The organism is Halobellus sp. Atlit-38R, assembly GCF_003665925.1.
Taxonomy (GTDB): Archaea; Halobacteriota; Halobacteria; order Halobacteriales; family Haloferacaceae; genus Haloquadratum; species Haloquadratum inordinatus.
In genome coordinates this window covers 51,417-67,052 of record NZ_QXIJ01000008.1, presented here as the reverse complement: position 1 = coordinate 67,052, position 15,636 = coordinate 51,417, and the positions used below count along the sequence as shown (strand labels likewise).

Annotated in this window: 14 protein-coding genes; 6 read left to right on the top strand and 8 right to left on the bottom strand. The window is 64.5% G+C overall.

Going from position 1 to position 15,636, the window contains the following annotated elements; genetic code table 11:
- Positions 1-5 precede the first annotated feature (5 nt).
- From D3D02_RS12090 to D3D02_RS12080, 3 genes are all read right to left on the bottom strand, one after another.
- A complete protein-coding gene (locus D3D02_RS12090) occupies positions 6-1,658 on the bottom strand; it encodes a rhomboid family intramembrane serine protease (protein WP_121570248.1) in 1,653 nt (550 codons plus the stop codon).
- A gap of 184 nt (positions 1,659-1,842) precedes the next feature.
- Entirely contained in the window at positions 1,843-2,121 is a 279-nt protein-coding gene (locus D3D02_RS12085) for a UPF0058 family protein (RefSeq protein ID WP_121570247.1), read from the bottom strand.
- 214 nt (positions 2,122-2,335) lie between these two features.
- Positions 2,336-2,545, bottom strand: a complete 210-nt coding sequence (locus D3D02_RS12080; RefSeq protein ID WP_121570246.1) for a ribbon-helix-helix domain-containing protein — start codon at positions 2,543-2,545, stop codon at positions 2,336-2,338.
- Between the two features lie 201 nt (positions 2,546-2,746).
- On the opposite strand from D3D02_RS12080, the gene D3D02_RS12075 reads away from it, so the two are divergent.
- From D3D02_RS12075 to D3D02_RS12060, 4 genes are all read left to right on the top strand, one after another.
- On the top strand, positions 2,747-3,340 hold the full coding sequence (locus D3D02_RS12075) for a sulfite oxidase-like oxidoreductase (protein WP_121570245.1): 594 nt from the start codon (positions 2,747-2,749) through the stop codon (positions 3,338-3,340).
- Between the two features lie 83 nt (positions 3,341-3,423).
- Positions 3,424-4,797: an isochorismate synthase MenF gene (locus tag D3D02_RS12070; RefSeq protein WP_121570244.1), complete on the top strand. Its 1,374-nt coding sequence runs from the start codon at positions 3,424-3,426 to the stop codon at positions 4,795-4,797.
- A gap of 22 nt (positions 4,798-4,819) precedes the next feature.
- Positions 4,820-6,604, top strand: coding sequence for a 2-succinyl-5-enolpyruvyl-6-hydroxy-3-cyclohexene-1-carboxylic-acid synthase (gene menD, locus D3D02_RS12065; protein ID WP_121570243.1), 1,785 nt, complete (start codon positions 4,820-4,822; stop codon positions 6,602-6,604).
- A gap of 98 nt (positions 6,605-6,702) precedes the next feature.
- Positions 6,703-7,620, top strand: coding sequence for a 1,4-dihydroxy-2-naphthoyl-CoA synthase (locus D3D02_RS12060; RefSeq protein WP_121570242.1), 918 nt, complete (start codon positions 6,703-6,705; stop codon positions 7,618-7,620).
- A gap of 705 nt (positions 7,621-8,325) precedes the next feature.
- Here the strand turns inward: D3D02_RS12060 and D3D02_RS20310 are convergent.
- On the bottom strand, positions 8,326-8,700 hold the full coding sequence (locus tag D3D02_RS20310) for a hypothetical protein (protein WP_147435610.1): 375 nt from the start codon (positions 8,698-8,700) through the stop codon (positions 8,326-8,328).
- A 307-nt stretch (positions 8,701-9,007) separates the two neighbouring features.
- On the opposite strand from D3D02_RS20310, the gene D3D02_RS12050 reads away from it, so the two are divergent.
- Positions 9,008-9,958 carry a 1,4-dihydroxy-2-naphthoate polyprenyltransferase gene (locus tag D3D02_RS12050; RefSeq protein ID WP_121570240.1) on the top strand — a complete coding sequence of 317 codons (951 nt, stop codon included), beginning with the start codon at positions 9,008-9,010 and terminating at the stop codon, positions 9,956-9,958.
- On the top strand, positions 9,958-11,001 hold the full coding sequence (locus D3D02_RS12045) for a mandelate racemase/muconate lactonizing enzyme family protein (RefSeq protein ID WP_121570239.1): 1,044 nt from the start codon (positions 9,958-9,960) through the stop codon (positions 10,999-11,001). Before D3D02_RS12050 ends, D3D02_RS12045 begins: the two co-directional genes overlap by 1 nt.
- A gap of 335 nt (positions 11,002-11,336) precedes the next feature.
- Here D3D02_RS12045 and D3D02_RS12040 read toward each other — a convergent pair whose 3' ends face one another.
- The 4 genes from D3D02_RS12040 to D3D02_RS12025 form a co-directional block, all read right to left on the bottom strand.
- A complete protein-coding gene (locus D3D02_RS12040) occupies positions 11,337-12,179 on the bottom strand; it encodes a hypothetical protein (RefSeq protein WP_121570238.1) in 843 nt (280 codons plus the stop codon).
- Between the two features lie 403 nt (positions 12,180-12,582).
- Entirely contained in the window at positions 12,583-13,053 is a 471-nt protein-coding gene (gene pyrI / locus D3D02_RS12035) for an aspartate carbamoyltransferase regulatory subunit (RefSeq protein WP_121570237.1), read from the bottom strand.
- Positions 13,050-13,979, bottom strand: coding sequence for an aspartate carbamoyltransferase (gene pyrB, locus D3D02_RS12030; RefSeq protein ID WP_121570236.1), 930 nt, complete (start codon positions 13,977-13,979; stop codon positions 13,050-13,052). The genes pyrI and pyrB overlap by 4 nt, the downstream gene beginning before the upstream one ends.
- 178 nt (positions 13,980-14,157) lie before the next feature.
- Positions 14,158-15,408 (bottom strand): Glu/Leu/Phe/Val dehydrogenase, encoded by a 1,251-nt coding sequence (locus D3D02_RS12025; protein WP_121570235.1) that lies wholly within the window; start codon positions 15,406-15,408, stop codon positions 14,158-14,160.
- Positions 15,409-15,636: the final 228 nt, after the last annotated feature.

The following is a 15,636-nucleotide window of genomic DNA, read 5'->3' as shown; positions in this document are numbered from 1 at the left end:
CCCCGCTACTCGTAGGTCTCTTTCGAGAGGAGTTGCAGTCTCGTCTCGTCGTAGGAGACAAAGACGCGCGAGCGGTTCCGCGTGAAGGTCAGTCCGTCGACGGTCACCGACTCGTTTTTCGCGGGGAGGCCCGCACTGAGTGAGTCGTTCCCCTCGGTGACCCGAAGATAGTACTGGCTCTCGTTGGGGACGACTGTCACGTTCCGCCCGGCGAGTACCGGCCCGGCAGTGACCGGGTCGGACGTGTACACTACCCGTGCGGAGTCGGTGTTGCCGAGCGCGACGCGGTAGGCCGTCCGGTTTCCGAGGACGTTCCACCCGTCGCGCTGTGCATAGACGGTCTCGCGCCAGCCGACGCCGCCGAGACGGACGGCGACCTGGCCGTCGAACGCCAACCGGCCTTTCGGGACCGCTGTGCTCCAGATCCCGCGCTGCTCGCTGCGGACGATAACGCCCGAGGTGTTGACGGCTGTCGTCTCGCCGAACGCCTCGATGTCGACCGCCGCGACGAGACCGTTCTCGACGTTCTCCGCGTAGGTCACCTCGTAGTCGCGGACGGTCAGTTCGTCGCCCGGGAGGTCGCCCGAGGTTGCCGTGTACAGATTCGCGGGCACGGCCGGCCCGGCGATGGCGGCCGTCGAGAGCAGGAGGACGCCGACGGCGACCTGCCAGTTCCGGACGACGCCGCTGTCGCCGGCGAGTTCCCAGCGAAAGAGCTCGTCGTCGCGGGCGACGACGGCGGAGGCGACGACCAGCGACAACAGCGCGACTAAGACGACACCCGCCGCGCGGTAGAGGACGTACGTCTCACCGCCACGGAACCAGTAGACGGCCCACAGCGACTGTTCGGTGGCGAAGAGGAGCGTCCCGAGCCAGAGTCGCCGGGCGCTGGGACGATCGGCTCGACGTCGGGCGCGGACGACGACGAGCCCCACGAGGACGCCGATCAGGAGCCCCAGCGCGTGGCCCTGAATGGCGATGTCGGCCCACCACGGCGAGATGTAGGCCGGGCGCGCGCTCCGGGTGAGGATCGGCGTCTGGAGCGCGTTGTACACCAATCGGAGGGCTCCGCCGCCGGCGAGCGCGATCACGGTTCCGAGCGGATAGTTGACGAGCGCGGCCCCCGCGAACGCGAACACGACGCCGGAGAAGCCGATGATCGGGCCGATCGCGAAGAACGAGGTGAGCAACCCAACTGCGAGGACGACAGCGGGAAAGATCACGAACGCGCGGACGTACGGATTCGTGCGCCACGACGAGAACGACTGCGTGCCGCGCTCGCGGGTGAAGTGCCCCCACGCGTACTCCGCGAGCGGAGCGAGGGTGAGCGTCCCGACGAGATTCCCGATGAGATGGCCTGGACCGTTGTGCGAGAACGCGGCCGAGAGCATCCCGAGCGGGTACAAGTACGACCACGCTCGAAACGGGAGCGTCACCGGCGCGTTCCAGCGGGCCCACCCGCCCTGCAAAAAGAGGTAGACCGCGAGCACGAAGCCGGCCGAGAGGAGCGTTCCCCAGGGGAGACCCAGGACGAAGCGCTGTCGCAACTGTGCACCGAACGCAGAGGGTTGATCGAAGAGGAACGCCGCGGTGAGAGAGAACACGAGGGCGGCTACGACCGCGACGCGCAGGAGGAGATCGACCGGGAGAGCGTCCATCGTACACCCGGAGTAGACGAGCAGTTAAGAAACTACGGCGTTTCGGATCGTGGCGACGGGACGACCGCGGTGACACCGATAGCGACTAACGGGAGTGGAGTGCCGACTGCAACCGACGAAAGCCGAGTGACGCTGCAGGTGCGAGCGGTGAGTCGCGTCAGCCCGTGATCGACTGCTGTCCGACTCAGAGCTTCCCTTCTGCGTCCTTGGCGAGTTCTTCCATCCGCTTGCCGACCCGTCCGGCGTTCGAGAACTCGTCTTCGCTCATCGCCGTCGCCAGCGCGTTGCCGAGGACGAAGACGGCGTGTTTGTGCTCGCTCTTGGACTTGTGGACGTGCGAGGGGTCGACGTCAAGTTCCTCGTAGGGGTCGAAGATGCTTCCGTCGACGTCCTCGCGTGCGGCGAAGTTGTCTTTGATGATGACCATCTGTTCGTGCAGTTCCAAGAGCTCGTCCTTGTGCATAGACGTGGATACGTGAGAGGCCGTTTTAAGGATTATTGGTGGGAACTGACACGGTCGGACGCCGACCGAAGCCGTCGCTCCTCGTTCGGAGACGGGAGGGCGACCCGGCGACCTGCCGCAGCGTGTGCACCCGAGACACGTCCGATCGCGCGCTGCCGTGCGACCGAGTTGTGAGGAAGACGTGCAGACGCTCCTATCGCGTGAGAGAGGCGTGTTAGAAGACGTACTCGTCTTCGTGACCCATCATCCCGTCGTCTTCGAAGCGGTCTTCTTCGTCCATCGGGCCGCTCGTTTTGAACGCGCGAATACCCGTCGAGAGGAGCTCTGCGATGGCTTCCTCGCGGTTTACGAACTCGCCCTGATCGACGAGCTGCGCGATCTGCATCTCGAGGTGCTCGGGGACGTTGATGTTCACCTTGGGCATTTGAACGTGAGGGGGTTTGAAGGCGGGTTATTTAAACCCTGCGGCGAATATTCAGGGTATGAGAAAACATCGTTTACCAGATTCAAATATATATTTTTGCCTCGAAGATAATTATTGACGTCGGAGCCACACACTGGTTCGATGACGACAACTCTCGTCGAAAGCCGGCACCGTTAGGTCGCCTCGGGCATCAGTTGCGGTATGGTCGAGGACGTCACGGACCTCTATCGGGAGTTCGGCGACCGGCGACTCCCGCCCGGACAGCACGAGACGGACGGCTTTCCAGTTCTCTCGAAGAGCGGCACCCCGTCGTGGACGCCCGAAACGTGGTCCTTCGACGTGTGGGGTGCCGTCGACGAGGATCTCTCCCTCTCGTATGCGGAGTTTCGAGAGCTGCCGTCGACGACGCAACGACAGGACTTCCACTGTGTCACCGGCTGGAGCACCTTCGACTGTGAGTTCACCGGCGTCACGTTCCCGACGATCGCGGACCTGGCTGGCGTTCGCGACGACGCCGTCCACGTGCTGTTTCACGCGATCGACGGCTACACGACGGATCTGGCGCTCTCGGAGTGCCTCCGCGAGGAAGTCCTCTTCGTCTACGAACACGACGGCGACCGGCTGGCCGAGGACCACGGCGGTCCGTTGCGAGTCGTGACGCCACACAAATACGCCTACAAGGGCGCGAAGTGGGTCGAGGGCGTGGAGTTCCTGACCGAGCCCGAACGAGGCTACTGGGAACGGCGCGGCTACTCAGACACCGCGAATCCGTGGAACGAGGAGCGCTACGGCTAGATAAGTACTACGCGGCCGTCAGCCGATTCTTCGAGTTTGGTGGTATAGTCAAATAAAAGAGCGTGGCGTCCTGAAAGCCGGTAATGGAATCGTTGCGGACCGACGCGGCGGGGCATCACCTCGTCAGCCGATCGGTCCCTATCGCAGCGCCGTCGTTTCGGGCCGTGCTCCGCGAAGCCGACGCGCCGCGAACCGTCTGGAGTGCCCCCGAAGAGGCGACGGTCGTCGGGAGCGGTGCGGCGGCGACCCTGACGGCCGACGGATCGAACCGATTCGACGCGATCCGGGAGGCCGCCGAGACGCTGTTCGCCTCCGGCGACGTTCACGCCGGAACGGAAGCCGCGCGACCGCGTCTGTTCGGCGGGTTCGCCTTCCACGGCGACAGTACGTCCGGCCCGCCGTGGGAGGACTTCCCCGGCGCGAGATTCGTGTTCCCGCGCGTGCAGGTGACGTGGACGGACGGCGACGACCCCGACGCCGACGCGTGGCTGACGGTCAACGCTGTCGGCAACGACGTCGACTCGGCGGCGGTCGAAGCCCGACTCGCCGACGCACGCGAGCGGATCGAGTCGCTCCCGGACGCCAAACCGCTCGTCGACCCGCCCGGCGTCAGCGGTCGACGGCGGACCACGGCCCGCGCCGACTGGACGGCGGGCGTCGAGGCCGCGGTCGACCGAATCAACTCGGGCGACCTCAAGAAGGTCGTCCTCGCACAGGCGCTCGACGTCGACCTCGAAGACGACCTGTCGCTGCCCGACGTGTTGTCCCGCCTTGGGCAGAAGTACCCCGACTGCTACCGGTTCTTGATCGAACCCGAACCCGCAGACGGGCGGCCGCAGCCGTCGTTCTTCGGGGCGACGCCCGAACGGCTCGTCTCCGTCCGCGGTCGGACGGTCGAAACCGACGCGCTCGCGGGGACGACGGGACGGGGTGAGACGCCCGCCGAAGACGAGTGGCTGGCCCAGGAGCTCGCACGCGACGAGAAGAACGCCCACGAGCACGATCTGGTCGCCGAAACCATCGAGGAACAGCTCTCGCCGTTCGCGGCGTCCGTCAGCCCGGGCCCCCGGCGGATCAAGCGCCTCGCCACCGTCCAGCACCTCTGGACGCCGATCACGGCGACGCTCGACCGGGACGAACACGTTCTCTCACTCGTCGAGGCGCTGCATCCGACGCCCGCTGTCGGCGGCCTCCCGCCCGAGGCGGCCCTCGAAACCATCCGCGAGACGGAGCCGTTCGACCGCGGCTGGTACGCCGCTCCGGTCGGCTGGATCGACGCCGCCGGCTACGGCACCTTCGCCGTCGCGCTCCGCTCGGCCGTGGCTCACGGCGACGTCGCGACCCTGTTCGCCGGCGTCGGCATCGTCGCCGACTCAGACCCGGACCGCGAGTGGGACGAAGTGCAGTTGAAGTACCGCCCAATTCTCGACGAACTGGAGACTGACGACACGAAATGACGCTCTGTCGACCTGTATCTCGATGACTGATCCGAATCGACCTTCGGCGACCGACCCGAATCGAAACACGCTCTGGGCACGCGCGCTCGTCGACGAACTCGCTGCCGTCGGCATCGACGCGGTCTGTATCTCGCCCGGCAGCCGATCGACGCCGCTGACGGTCGCGTTCGACCGCCACGAGGACATCCACGTGTTCTCGCACCTCGACGAGCGGTCGTCGGCGTACTTCGCGCTCGGTCGCGCACGACGCACCGGCGACGTGACGCCGCTGGTCTGCACGTCGGGGACGGCGGCCGCGAACTACCACCCGGCGGTGATCGAAGCCTCTCAGTCCCGCGTCCCGATGCTGCTGCTGACGGCGGATCGTCCCCCCGAAATACGCGATTCCGGCGCGAATCAGACGATCGACCAGGAGAAGCTCTACGGCGACGCCGTCCGCTGGTACCGCGACGTCGCCGAACCGGAAGCGACGCCGCGAAAACTCCGATCGCTCCGGACGACGGCGGCGCGCGCGGTCACGAAAGCGACGGGCACTCCGGCGGGGCCAGTCCACCTGAACTTCCCGTTCCGCAAGCCGCTGGAGCCGACGCCGGTCGAAGGCGACGTGCCGACTGATCTCCCCGAGAGCGCCACGGCGGGGCGGGACGGCGCCTTCGTCGACACGACAGCCGGCGCACCTGAACTCGACGACGACGCGCTACGCACGCTCGCCGAGAAGTTCTCGGAACCGCGCGGCCTGCTCGTCGTCGGGCCCTCGGACTCGCCCGGCGTCGACCCCGAAGCCGTCGCGGCGTTCGCTCACGCCAGCGGCTTCCCGGTGCTCGCGGACCCGCTCTCGGGCGTCCGCTACGGCGGTCTCGTCCGCACGACGCCCGTCGTCGGCGGGTACGATGCCTTCCTCGGCGAGCGCGTCCGCGAGGCGTGGCCCGATCCCGAGGTCGTCGTCCGCGTGGGTGCGTCGCCCACGTCGAAGCCCCTCCGCGAGTATCTCGCGGCCGTCGACGCCGATCAGTACGTCGTCGACCCTGCCGCTGGCTGGCGCGAGGCGGAGTTCACCGCGACCGACCTCGTCGTCGCCGACCCCTCGCGGTTGCTCGGTCGGCTCTCTCGGCTCCTCGCCGGCCCCGGAAGTCGCACGTGGCAGGAGCGCTGGACCGACGCGGACGCGGCACACAAGGCCGTGCTCGAGGAGTACGACGAATTTTGCGAAGGGCGCGTGCTCGAAGACGTCGTCGACCTCGCGCCCGATCCCTCGACGATTTTCGTCTCGAACTCGATGCCGGTTCGCGATCTCGACCGCTTCGGGACGCCCACGACGAAGACGTACACGGCTCTCGGGAACCGGGGGGCCTCGGGTATCGACGGCATCGTCTCGACGGCGCTCGGGGCTGGCTCGGCGACGACCGACGAGCTGACGCTCGTCACCGGCGACCTGGCGTACTACCACGATATGAACGGCCTCTTGGCGCTCGGGCGGTCCGACGTTGAGGCGACGATCGTCCTCGTCAACAACGACGGCGGCGGCATCTTCCATATGCTCCCGATCGAGGCGTACGACCCGCCGTTCAGTTCGCAGTTCGTGACACCGCACGGGCTCGATTTCGAACCGACCGAAGACCTGTACGACCTCTCGTTCGCGCGCGTCGAGGGCGCCGACCGCGACGCCTTCCGCGACGCGTACGCCGAGGCGACGACCAGCGAGGGGTCCCACGTCGTCGAAGTCGCGACCGACGCGGAAGCGAGTCACCGCGTCCGCGATGAGCTCCGCGAGCGGACGGTCGAACGAGTGCTCGAAGACACGACGTAACTATCGGACTCGTCGCAGCGCACGCGGACTGAAGGACCACGCGAACGCGACTGCGACGCGAAACGAATCTTTTTGCAGATTCCCGCCGGTCTCCCGGTATGGTCTCGGAACTCTTCGACGCGACGCGCTGGGAGCAGGTCGACGGCGCCGACGCGTTCGACGACATCACCTATCACCGCGCGAGCGACGTCCCCGTCGTCCGCATCGCCTTCGATCGCCCGGAAAAACGCAACGCGTTCCGCCCGGGCACGGTCGACGAACTCTACGCCGCGTTAGATCACGCCCGCAAGCAGGCCGACGTCGGGTGCGTCCTCCTGACCGGTAACGGACCGTCGCCGAAAGACGGCGGGTGGGCGTTCTGCGCCGGCGGCGATCAGTCGGTCCGTGGCGAGTCGGGCTACGAGTACCGCGACGACGACGAAGCCGACGAGGGTGAGGACCCGCTCGTCAAGGAGGCGAAAGCGGGCCGACTCCACATCCTCGAAGTCCAGCGTCTCATCCGATTTATGCCCAAACCCGTCGTCGCCGTCGTGCCCGGGTGGGCCGTCGGCGGCGGCCACTCGCTGCACGTCGTCTGCGACCTGACGCTCGCTTCCGAGGAGCACGCGAAGTTCCTCCAGACCGACCCCGACGTCGCCTCCTTCGACGGCGGGTTCGGCTCGGCGTACCTCGCGAAGCAGGTCGGTCAGAAGAAGGCCCGAGAGGTGTTCTTCCGCGGGAAAACGTACTCAGCGGAGGAAGCCGTCGAGATGGGGATGGCGAACGAAGCGATCCCGCACGAGGACCTCGAGGACGTCGCCCTCGAGTGGGCCGCAGAGATGACCGATAAATCGCCGACTGCGATACGAATGCTCAAATACGCGTTCAACATGACCGACGACGGGCTCGTCGGCCAGCAGGTGTTCGCCGGCGAAGCGACGCGGCTCGCCTATATGACCGAGGAGGCGCAGGAGGGCCGCGACGCCTTCTTGGAGAAGCGCGATCCGGACTTCAGTCAGTATCCCTGGCACTACTAATCCACCTTTTTCCACGGTGGGTTTCCTCGCGGCGCGTCGCGCCGCTGCGGGAACCCACCGCGCAAAAACCTGGAGGGAAAAAGCCGCTCGCTCGGCCTACGGCCTCGCTCGCGGTACATTTAGTCGACAACGGATCAGGACCCAGCCGACAGCTACACCGATTCTCGCTAGTCGACGCAGCTATACTATGAGGGTGTCATAGAAGACTTCCCACAGTTATACACGAACCGCTCAAGACAGGGAAATTACTCTACGATGATATACACGCGGTATGTTTCGTTTTGGTATTCCATATATTCAGTCTCATCCCAGATACTGTAGTCTACGGTTTCCGGTATTGGAGCGAGCCCATTTTCCGAATTCACCGCTGATCTAAATACAGACTGTTGATCCTCAGACAGGTTCTCGTACTGTATGATACTTTTGTTAGTCGTATTATTGATCTCAGAGGAATGAACTTCAAGCGCACGGGCAGTACCATCTAACTGATCGTAGAGTAAAGCGGCACCAATAGCTGTAGACGCAAGGAGAACAATCACTACGACTCCGACCCAAAATTTCCTCACTCCCATACCCCTGCTTCACCACTTTGATGGTGAATGTTTTCTGCTCGTCAATTCTTGGGCCACTATTTTGCGAACAAGAACTGATATCAATACAGACAGCGGATCTCCCTATTGATTCCGAAAGTACATTTCTGTGATTTTAATCAACTATTCTACTGATTTGTATCTCGTCGTCTTCGATTCTGATTGTCAAATGTAATGCGCCCCCCTCACCGGGATTCCAAAGATCATCATTGGACAGACCTGCTTCAGTTTCGACCTCTACCTCGTGTACGTGCTGGTGATTCCCAATACGGTTGTATCTGGTTTCTCCGTTGGCTCCCAATTCAAATTTCTTATCGAGAACCACACTACCAGACTGTCTATCGGTGATCTTAACCGACCCTGTAACCGCGGAATCTGTCGGATTGTTTACCATCACATCGTATCCAAGTAGCCGAGAAAGACAGCCTGATAAACCAATTACTATAGGTAGCGTAATTCCTTTGAGAATATTCCGCCGTCTTAATGTCATATGAACAGTAATTTCAATTTCATATGGTATATGCCTTCTCATCGCTCACATAGATTGTGTTTGCACGTGTTCGCCCGTCATCGACCGACATCGTACGATCGGCTGTGTCGGCAGATGCAAACGCTACTGAAGGAAGTGCCACCGCGGTGCGCGCGGCGTTCACCGCGAGGCGAGCGAAGCGAGCAGAGCGGCTTTTTTCCCTCCAGGTTTTTTGGCCGGGGTCGAGCGCTGCCGCAGGCAGCGCGAGGCCCCGGTGAAAAAAGGTGGATGGGAAGTTTCACAGCACCTCCGTCCCGACAGTTCGACAATGAGCACGCAGGACATCACGCGACGGGAGGCGTGGGTAATCGCCGCCCGTCCGCAGACGCTCCCGGCGGCGGCCTCGCCGGTCGTCGTCGGTGTCGGCCTGGCGCTCCACGACGGCGTCTTCGCCGTCCTGCCCGCACTCGCGGCGCTCGTGGGGGCCGGCTTGATCCAGATCGGAACCAACTTCGCTAACGACTACTACGACGCGATCCAGGGCGCAGACACCGAAGAGCGCGAGGGGTTCACCCGCGTCACGGCTGGCGGCCTCATCGATCCCGCGAGCGTCAAGCGGGCGATGTACCTCACGTTCGCCGCGTCGATCTTGCTCGGCACGTACCTCGTCTACGTCGGCGGCGTACCGATCGTCGTAATCGGCCTACTCTCCGTCGCCTCGGGAATCGCCTACACCGGCGGCCCGTACCCGCTCGGGTACCACGGGCTCGGCGACCTCTTCGTCTTCATCTTCTTCGGCCTCGTCGCCGTCGCCGGGACGTACTACGTGCAGGCTGCGGCTGTACTTGCAGGACCGCTTCCAGTCGGTCTCCCGCCGGAGACGGTCCCTGTCGCAGCCATCGTCGCGGCGCTCCCGGTCGCGGCGCTCTCGACGAACATTCTCGTGGTCAACAACGTCCGCGACAAAGAGGAGGACGCCACGACGGGTAAACGGACGCTCGCCGTCCGGTTCGGGTACGGCTTCGCCCGCGCGGAGTGGATCGCGATGCTCGTGCTCGCGTACGCGGCTCCGCTGTGGTTCCTTCGACAACCGGGATTCACGCTCGGCGTCGCGCTCCCGTACCTCACGATTCCGCTAGCGCTCGACATCACGCGGACGATGCTCACCGAGACGGCCGGAGAGGTGCTGAATCCCACGCTCGAACGAACGGGTCGACTGCTCGCCGGATACGCCGTCCTGTTCGCCGTCGGGCTCTCGCTCACCGGGTTCCCGCTGTGATGCGTTACGAGCCGTTCTCACTCCGACTGGCGTCCCCACTCGACACCGCAGCCGGCCGGATCGAGCGCCGCGATGGATTTCTCGTCCGCGTCGAACGTGACGGCGTCGACGGAGTCGGAGAGGCGACGCCACTCCCGGGCTGGACCGAATCGTACGAGGCGTGTGACGCCGCGCTCGCTGAGGTTGTCTCTGAAGCGCCCGAAGCAGAGGTGGAGACGGCGGCTGCCGAACTGTCTGCGGAGGCGCGACCCGCCGCACGGCACGGCCTCGGACTCGCGACAGTCGACGCGGAGGCTCGCGCCGTCGGTGAGTCGCTCGCGACGTATCTCGCTGCCGATTCGCCCGCAACGTCTGTTCCGGTCAACGCCACCGTCGGTGACGGAACCGTGGCGGAAACAGCGGCAGCGACCCGGGAAGCCGTCGAGGATGGCTACCCCGCGGTGAAAGTGAAAGTAGGCGCGAGAACGCCCGAGGAAGACGAGGCGCGACTTCGCGCGGCCCGGGACGTTGCCGGCGAACACGTCGAACTCCGCGCGGACGCGAACGGTGCGTGGACCGCCTCAACCGCACGGCGGATGCTCGGCGTCGCGGCCGATCTCGACTTCGCGTACGTCGAACAACCGTTACCGGCTGCGGACATCGGGGGGCACGCCGAACTGCGCGGTCGGGGCGTCGACGTCGCACTCGACGAGTCGCTGGCAGCGGTCGGTCCCGACGGAATCCTCGACGCCGGCGCGGCAGACGTCCTCGTCTGCAAGCCGATGGCGCTGGGGGGGCCGCGCCGCACGCTGGACGTCGCCCGCCGAGCCGCGAGGCGGGGTGTCGACACCGTCGTCACGACCACCATCGACGCGGTCGTCGCGCGCGTCGGCGCGCTACACGTCGCCGCTGCCCTTCCAGACGTCCGCGCCTGCGGCCTCGCAACCGGGTCGCTGCTCGCAGACGACGTCGGCCCCGACCCGGCGCCGGTCGAGGACGGCGCGATGTCGGTTCCGACAGGTCCGGGCCTCGCCGGAGAGACGTTCGAGACGCTCCGAAAATGACCGAGACGTTTCGAGGATGGCCGAGACGTTTCGAGGATGGCCGAGACGTTTCGAGGATGGCCGAGACGTTTCGGGGATGGCCGAGACGCTCGTGGACGGCAGCCATCCGCCCGTGAGTATAAACGGCACCGGGCCGTACACCGGATATGGCAGAAGCGACATCGGGGCAGCGTCGACTCCTGGCCGGCCTGTTCGCGTTCGCAGCACTCATATTCGTCGGCGGTATCGTCGTCGTCGCGTTCCTCGCCGGAGCCGTTTGAAACGGTATGCAGGGCGGGGTGGCCGAGACACCGAGTCGGTAGCGCGGAGTGGTCGGGAAAACTGACCGAACGGGATCAGCCGTCGTCCGGGCGGTGCGTGACGCCCGATCTGCTGTCGGCGTCCTTCCGCCGGATCGCGGCCGCGGCGTTCGACGCGTCGTAGCCGAAGTGGACGTTTTCCGCGTAGGCCTCTGCGACCTCCGTCGCGTGGACGAGATCGTCGAGGTCGAGGTCGACCGCGTACAGTTCGATCGAGAACGGCGTGTCGAGCGGGTCGAGAAGACTCTCGAACCCCTTTGCGATCGTCTCCAGCCAGTACGTCGTCGCGTAGTGCATATCGTAGAGCGGCACGACGAACTCGTCGACGTAGTCGGCCAGGATTTCGACGTCGATTCCGGCGCGTCGGTAGAGATGGCCGGGGTACGGATCGGGATACAGCGTGAGATAGGTCCGGCCGGGAATCCGCTCGGCGGCCGCAGCGACGAAGTCCGTGATCTCGGCGGCGCGCCACGCCTGTCGGTCCTCGTACTCGCTCTCTGCGAAGCGGCGCTCACAGCGGTCACAGCGGCAGTAGCCTTCGCGCGGGAACCCGACGTCGTCGAGTCTGACGTCGCCGTTCTCGGCGGCGCAGTCCTCGACGATTTCGAGGAGTCCGGCGCGGTACTCCTCGTTCGTCGGGCAGATATGCGACCAATCGAAGTACGGCTGCTCGCGGGTCGCGCGGTTCCCCTCGGCGTCGACCGCGGCGAGGTCCGGATTCGAGTTTACGGCCGCGTTGTCGCCGAAACACGAGATCATATTCACCGCGTTCGAGAGCGGCTCTGCGGCCCGGCCGGTCACGTCTTTGACCTCGTAGAAGCCGGCGTCGAACTCGCTCCAGTCGACCTCCTCGGCGTTCCGCGTGACGATACCGTACATAGTCGGCGTTTCGCGCCGAGCGGTATCAGTCGTTCGTTCCGTCGGACCGGCCGCGGGCGGCCGTCACGTAGGCTAGGGGTCAGCCGGCCGACCCATCGAGCGATAGCCGATGCGATCTCTCGCTGTAGGTAGCTATCGCTGACGCGTCATCGTCCGTCGAAAAGGCAGGATTCGAGTTATTCCTCGTCGATGTCGACTTCGACGGGTTCCTCGCCGCCGGAGACGACGAAGTAGACGAGTGCGATGAGCGCCAGTACCAGGATGAATTTCGCTTTTCCGGACATACCCGGAGATACATCGTCTCGGTACAAAGTCATTTCCCCTCGACGACAGGCGAAGCGTGATTTTTCCCGGACGTGGTCGGGCGGGACCGACCGCTAGGCTCGCCTGAGCGGGAGTCGAGTCAGGACACGTTCAGGTGTGTGGCAACCTCGTCCTCGCGGACGATTTCGCCGCAGTAACCGCAGCGGAGGCCATCTTCGAGGACGATAAAGCGCGTCTGAACCGGTTCGTCGGCGTTCGTGATGCAGTTCCGATTCGGGCACGCGAGCACGTCATCGACCGACTCCGGCCGCTCGATGCGCTTTTTCTCGACGACTTCGTAGTCGCGGATGATGTTGATCGTCGCCTCCGGGGAGATGACCGAGAGGACGTCGACCTCAGATTGGCTCAGCTCTCGGTCTTCGACCTTCACGATGTCTTTCTTCGCGAGCTTATCCGAGGGGACGTTCATCCCGACGGAGACGCCCTCGCCGCCGGAGCCGTCGATGCCGAGGAGCGCGAGGACGTTCAGCGCCTGTCCAGCCGCGAGGTGGTCGATGACGGTCCCGTTTCGGATCTTCGAGACGCGGAGTTCTCGGTCGGCGTCGCTCATTGGTCGTCCTCCGAGGTAGCGTTCTCAAGCAGCATATCGAGCAGCGCCATACGGACCGGGACGCCATTATGCGCCTGCTCGAAGTACTTCGCGTGGCTGGTCTCGTCGACTTCGGGCGCGATCTCGTCGACGCGCGGGAGGGGGTGCATCACGGTCAGCGACTCTTTCGCCCGTTCGAGGTCGTCGGTGTCGATCTGGTACTCACCGGCGACTTTCAGGTACTCGTTCTCGTCGGGGAAGCGCTCGCGCTGGATGCGGGTGACGTAGAGGACGTCGAGGTCCGGAAGAACCTCCGTGAGCGAGGTGTGCTCACGGACCTGTGCGCCCTCCTCGTGGAGGTCGTAGCGGACGCTTCGCGGGAGACTGAGGCTCTCGGGGCTGATGAAGTGCTGGCGGACGTCGAAGTTCGTCAACGCGGCCGCGAGTGAGTGGACCGTTCGCCCGTACTTCAGATCGCCCATAATGCCGATCGTAACGTCGTTGAGGCCGGCGTTCTCCCGCATCGTGTAGAGGTCGAGCAGGGTCTGTGTGGGGTGCTGTCCAGCCCCGTCGCCCGCGTTGACGAGCGGGACGTCGACGAACTCGGTGGCCATCTTCGCCGACCCTTCGAGCGGGTGCCTGAGCACGAGTGCGTCGGCGTAGCCCTCGACGACGCGCATCGTGTCGGCCAGCGTTTCGCCCTTCTTGACCGAGGAGGACTCGACCGACCCCATATCGATCGTTCGGCCGCCCAGTCGTTTCATCGCGGTGTCGAAGCTCATCCGCGTACGGGTGCTCGGCTCGAAGAAACAGAGGCCGAGGACCGATCCGGCGTGCCGCCCCTGCCAGGCGTCCATATCGCCGTCGATCTCCGCCGCGCGGTCGAGCACCGCCTCGATGTCTTCCCGCGACAGTTGTGTCGCGGAGATGAGGTGGTCCTGACGCATTGTATACTCCCGCGCCCGGCACGAACTTGAATCGCTCGGGTTGCTGGCGGTGTGCCTCGCGGGAGCACAGTACCGAGTGAATCGGCGTCGGAACGAACACGCGAGGCTGGACGCCCGAGTGATCGAATCCGACACAGACGAAAGAAGCGGAGTACCCGATGGCGTGTAAACCGCTCGTCTACGGCCAGTTGCCGCTGTTGGTGTAGGCGTCGACGATCCGCTGGATGGCGACGACGTAGGCCGCGACGCGGAAGTTCGGCAGGTCGTGCGTCTCGTATGCATCCACGAGGTCGTCGAAGGCGCTCGTGATCACCGCTTCGAGTTCGTCGTTGACGCGCTCTTCGGTCCACGAGAAGCGCTGGCGGTTCTGGACCCACTCGAAGTACGAGACGGTGACGCCGCCCGCGTTCGCGAGGATGTCGGGGACGACGAGGACGTCGCGTTCGGCGAGAATATCGTCGGCGTCGGGCGTCAGGGGGCCGTTCGCGGCCTCGACGATGATGTCGGCGTCGACGTCTTCGGCCAGGTCGGCGTCGATTGCGTTTTCGAGCGCCGCCGGGACGAGCAGGTCGACGTCGAGCGTCAGCAGATCGTCGTTCGTCATTTCCTCGACGTCGCCGTACCCCGTCACCGAGCCGGTCTCGTTCTTGTGCTCTTTGACGGCGACGGCGTCCAGTCCGTCGGGGTCGTAGATAGCGCCCGAGGAGTCGGAGACGGCGACGACGGTCGCGCCGAGGTCCTCGATGAGTCTCGCAGCGATCGAGCCCGCGTTCCCGTAGCCCTGTACCGCGACGGTCGCGTCGCCGATGTCGCCACCCCGGTATTCGAAGGCGTCGCGAGCCGTGAGCATCGTCGAGCGACCCGTCGCCTCGACGCGGCCCTCACTGCCGCCAGAGGAGATCGCCTTTCCGGTGATGACGCCGGGAGCGGTCGTGTTTTCGAGGGTCTCGTAGGTGTCTTTGATCCAGTTCATCTCGCGCTGGCCCGTGTTCACGTCGGGTGCGGGGATGTCGCGGTCGGGGCCGACGAGCGGACGGAGCTCTTTGGCGAACGAGCGGGTGAGCCGTTCCAGTTCCGACTCCGAGTGCTCGTCGGGGTCGACGATGATGCCGCCCTTGCCGCCGCCGTACGGGATGCCGACGATGGCGCACTTGTACGCCATCCATCCGGAGAGCGCCTTGACTTCGTCGCGCGAGACGTTCGGGTGATAGCGGATGCCGCCCTTGTAGGGACCGCGATCGCCGTTGAACTGCGACCGGTAGGCCTTGAACCGCCGGATCTCGCCGTCGTCCATCTCCACCGACAGGTTGGTTTCGAGCACGCGCTCGGGATGCTTCAGGCGTTCGACGACGTCGTCGCCGACATCGAGATATGCCGCTGCGTCGTCTACTTGCTCTTGAAGGCTTTCGAACGGATTCGCTTCAGACATATTGATTCAGTCTGTCGGGGGGAGTTTAAACGCTGCTGTACAAAGCCGTGACTTGTGCCTCATAAATCGATAGAATATTTCGATTGGTTAATTCAGGTGTCGATCAGTGGATGAATACTTCTAATAGTAAACTACTATATAGTTTTATCTGAAGACCGGTACAAAAGCATCGTATTTGAATGAGGGAGAATTCAATACATATAATTCGAAAGTGCAACTCAGAATTGG

Excerpts from the sequence above, each read along its gene's own strand:
- D3D02_RS12090 (WP_121570248.1), bottom strand. The coding sequence starts at position 1,658 with ATGGACGCTCTCCCGGTCGATCTCCTCCTGCGCGTCGCGGTCGTAGCC.
- D3D02_RS12085 (WP_121570247.1), bottom strand. The coding sequence starts at position 2,121 with ATGCACAAGGACGAGCTCTTGGAACTGCACGAACAGATGGTCATCATC.
- D3D02_RS12080 (WP_121570246.1), bottom strand. The coding sequence starts at position 2,545 with ATGCCCAAGGTGAACATCAACGTCCCCGAGCACCTCGAGATGCAGATC.
- D3D02_RS12075 (WP_121570245.1), top strand. The coding sequence starts at position 2,747 with ATGGTCGAGGACGTCACGGACCTCTATCGGGAGTTCGGCGACCGGCGA.
- D3D02_RS12070 (WP_121570244.1), top strand. The coding sequence starts at position 3,424 with ATGGAATCGTTGCGGACCGACGCGGCGGGGCATCACCTCGTCAGCCGA.
- menD (WP_121570243.1), top strand. The coding sequence starts at position 4,820 with ATGACTGATCCGAATCGACCTTCGGCGACCGACCCGAATCGAAACACG.
- D3D02_RS12060 (WP_121570242.1), top strand. The coding sequence starts at position 6,703 with ATGGTCTCGGAACTCTTCGACGCGACGCGCTGGGAGCAGGTCGACGGC.
- D3D02_RS20310 (WP_147435610.1), bottom strand. The coding sequence starts at position 8,700 with ATGACATTAAGACGGCGGAATATTCTCAAAGGAATTACGCTACCTATA.
- D3D02_RS12050 (WP_121570240.1), top strand. The coding sequence starts at position 9,008 with ATGAGCACGCAGGACATCACGCGACGGGAGGCGTGGGTAATCGCCGCC.
- D3D02_RS12045 (WP_121570239.1), top strand. The coding sequence starts at position 9,958 with ATGCGTTACGAGCCGTTCTCACTCCGACTGGCGTCCCCACTCGACACC.
- D3D02_RS12040 (WP_121570238.1), bottom strand. The coding sequence starts at position 12,179 with ATGTACGGTATCGTCACGCGGAACGCCGAGGAGGTCGACTGGAGCGAG.
- pyrI (WP_121570237.1), bottom strand. The coding sequence starts at position 13,053 with ATGAGCGACGCCGACCGAGAACTCCGCGTCTCGAAGATCCGAAACGGG.
- pyrB (WP_121570236.1), bottom strand. The coding sequence starts at position 13,979 with ATGCGTCAGGACCACCTCATCTCCGCGACACAACTGTCGCGGGAAGAC.
- D3D02_RS12025 (WP_121570235.1), bottom strand. The coding sequence starts at position 15,408 with ATGTCTGAAGCGAATCCGTTCGAAAGCCTTCAAGAGCAAGTAGACGAC.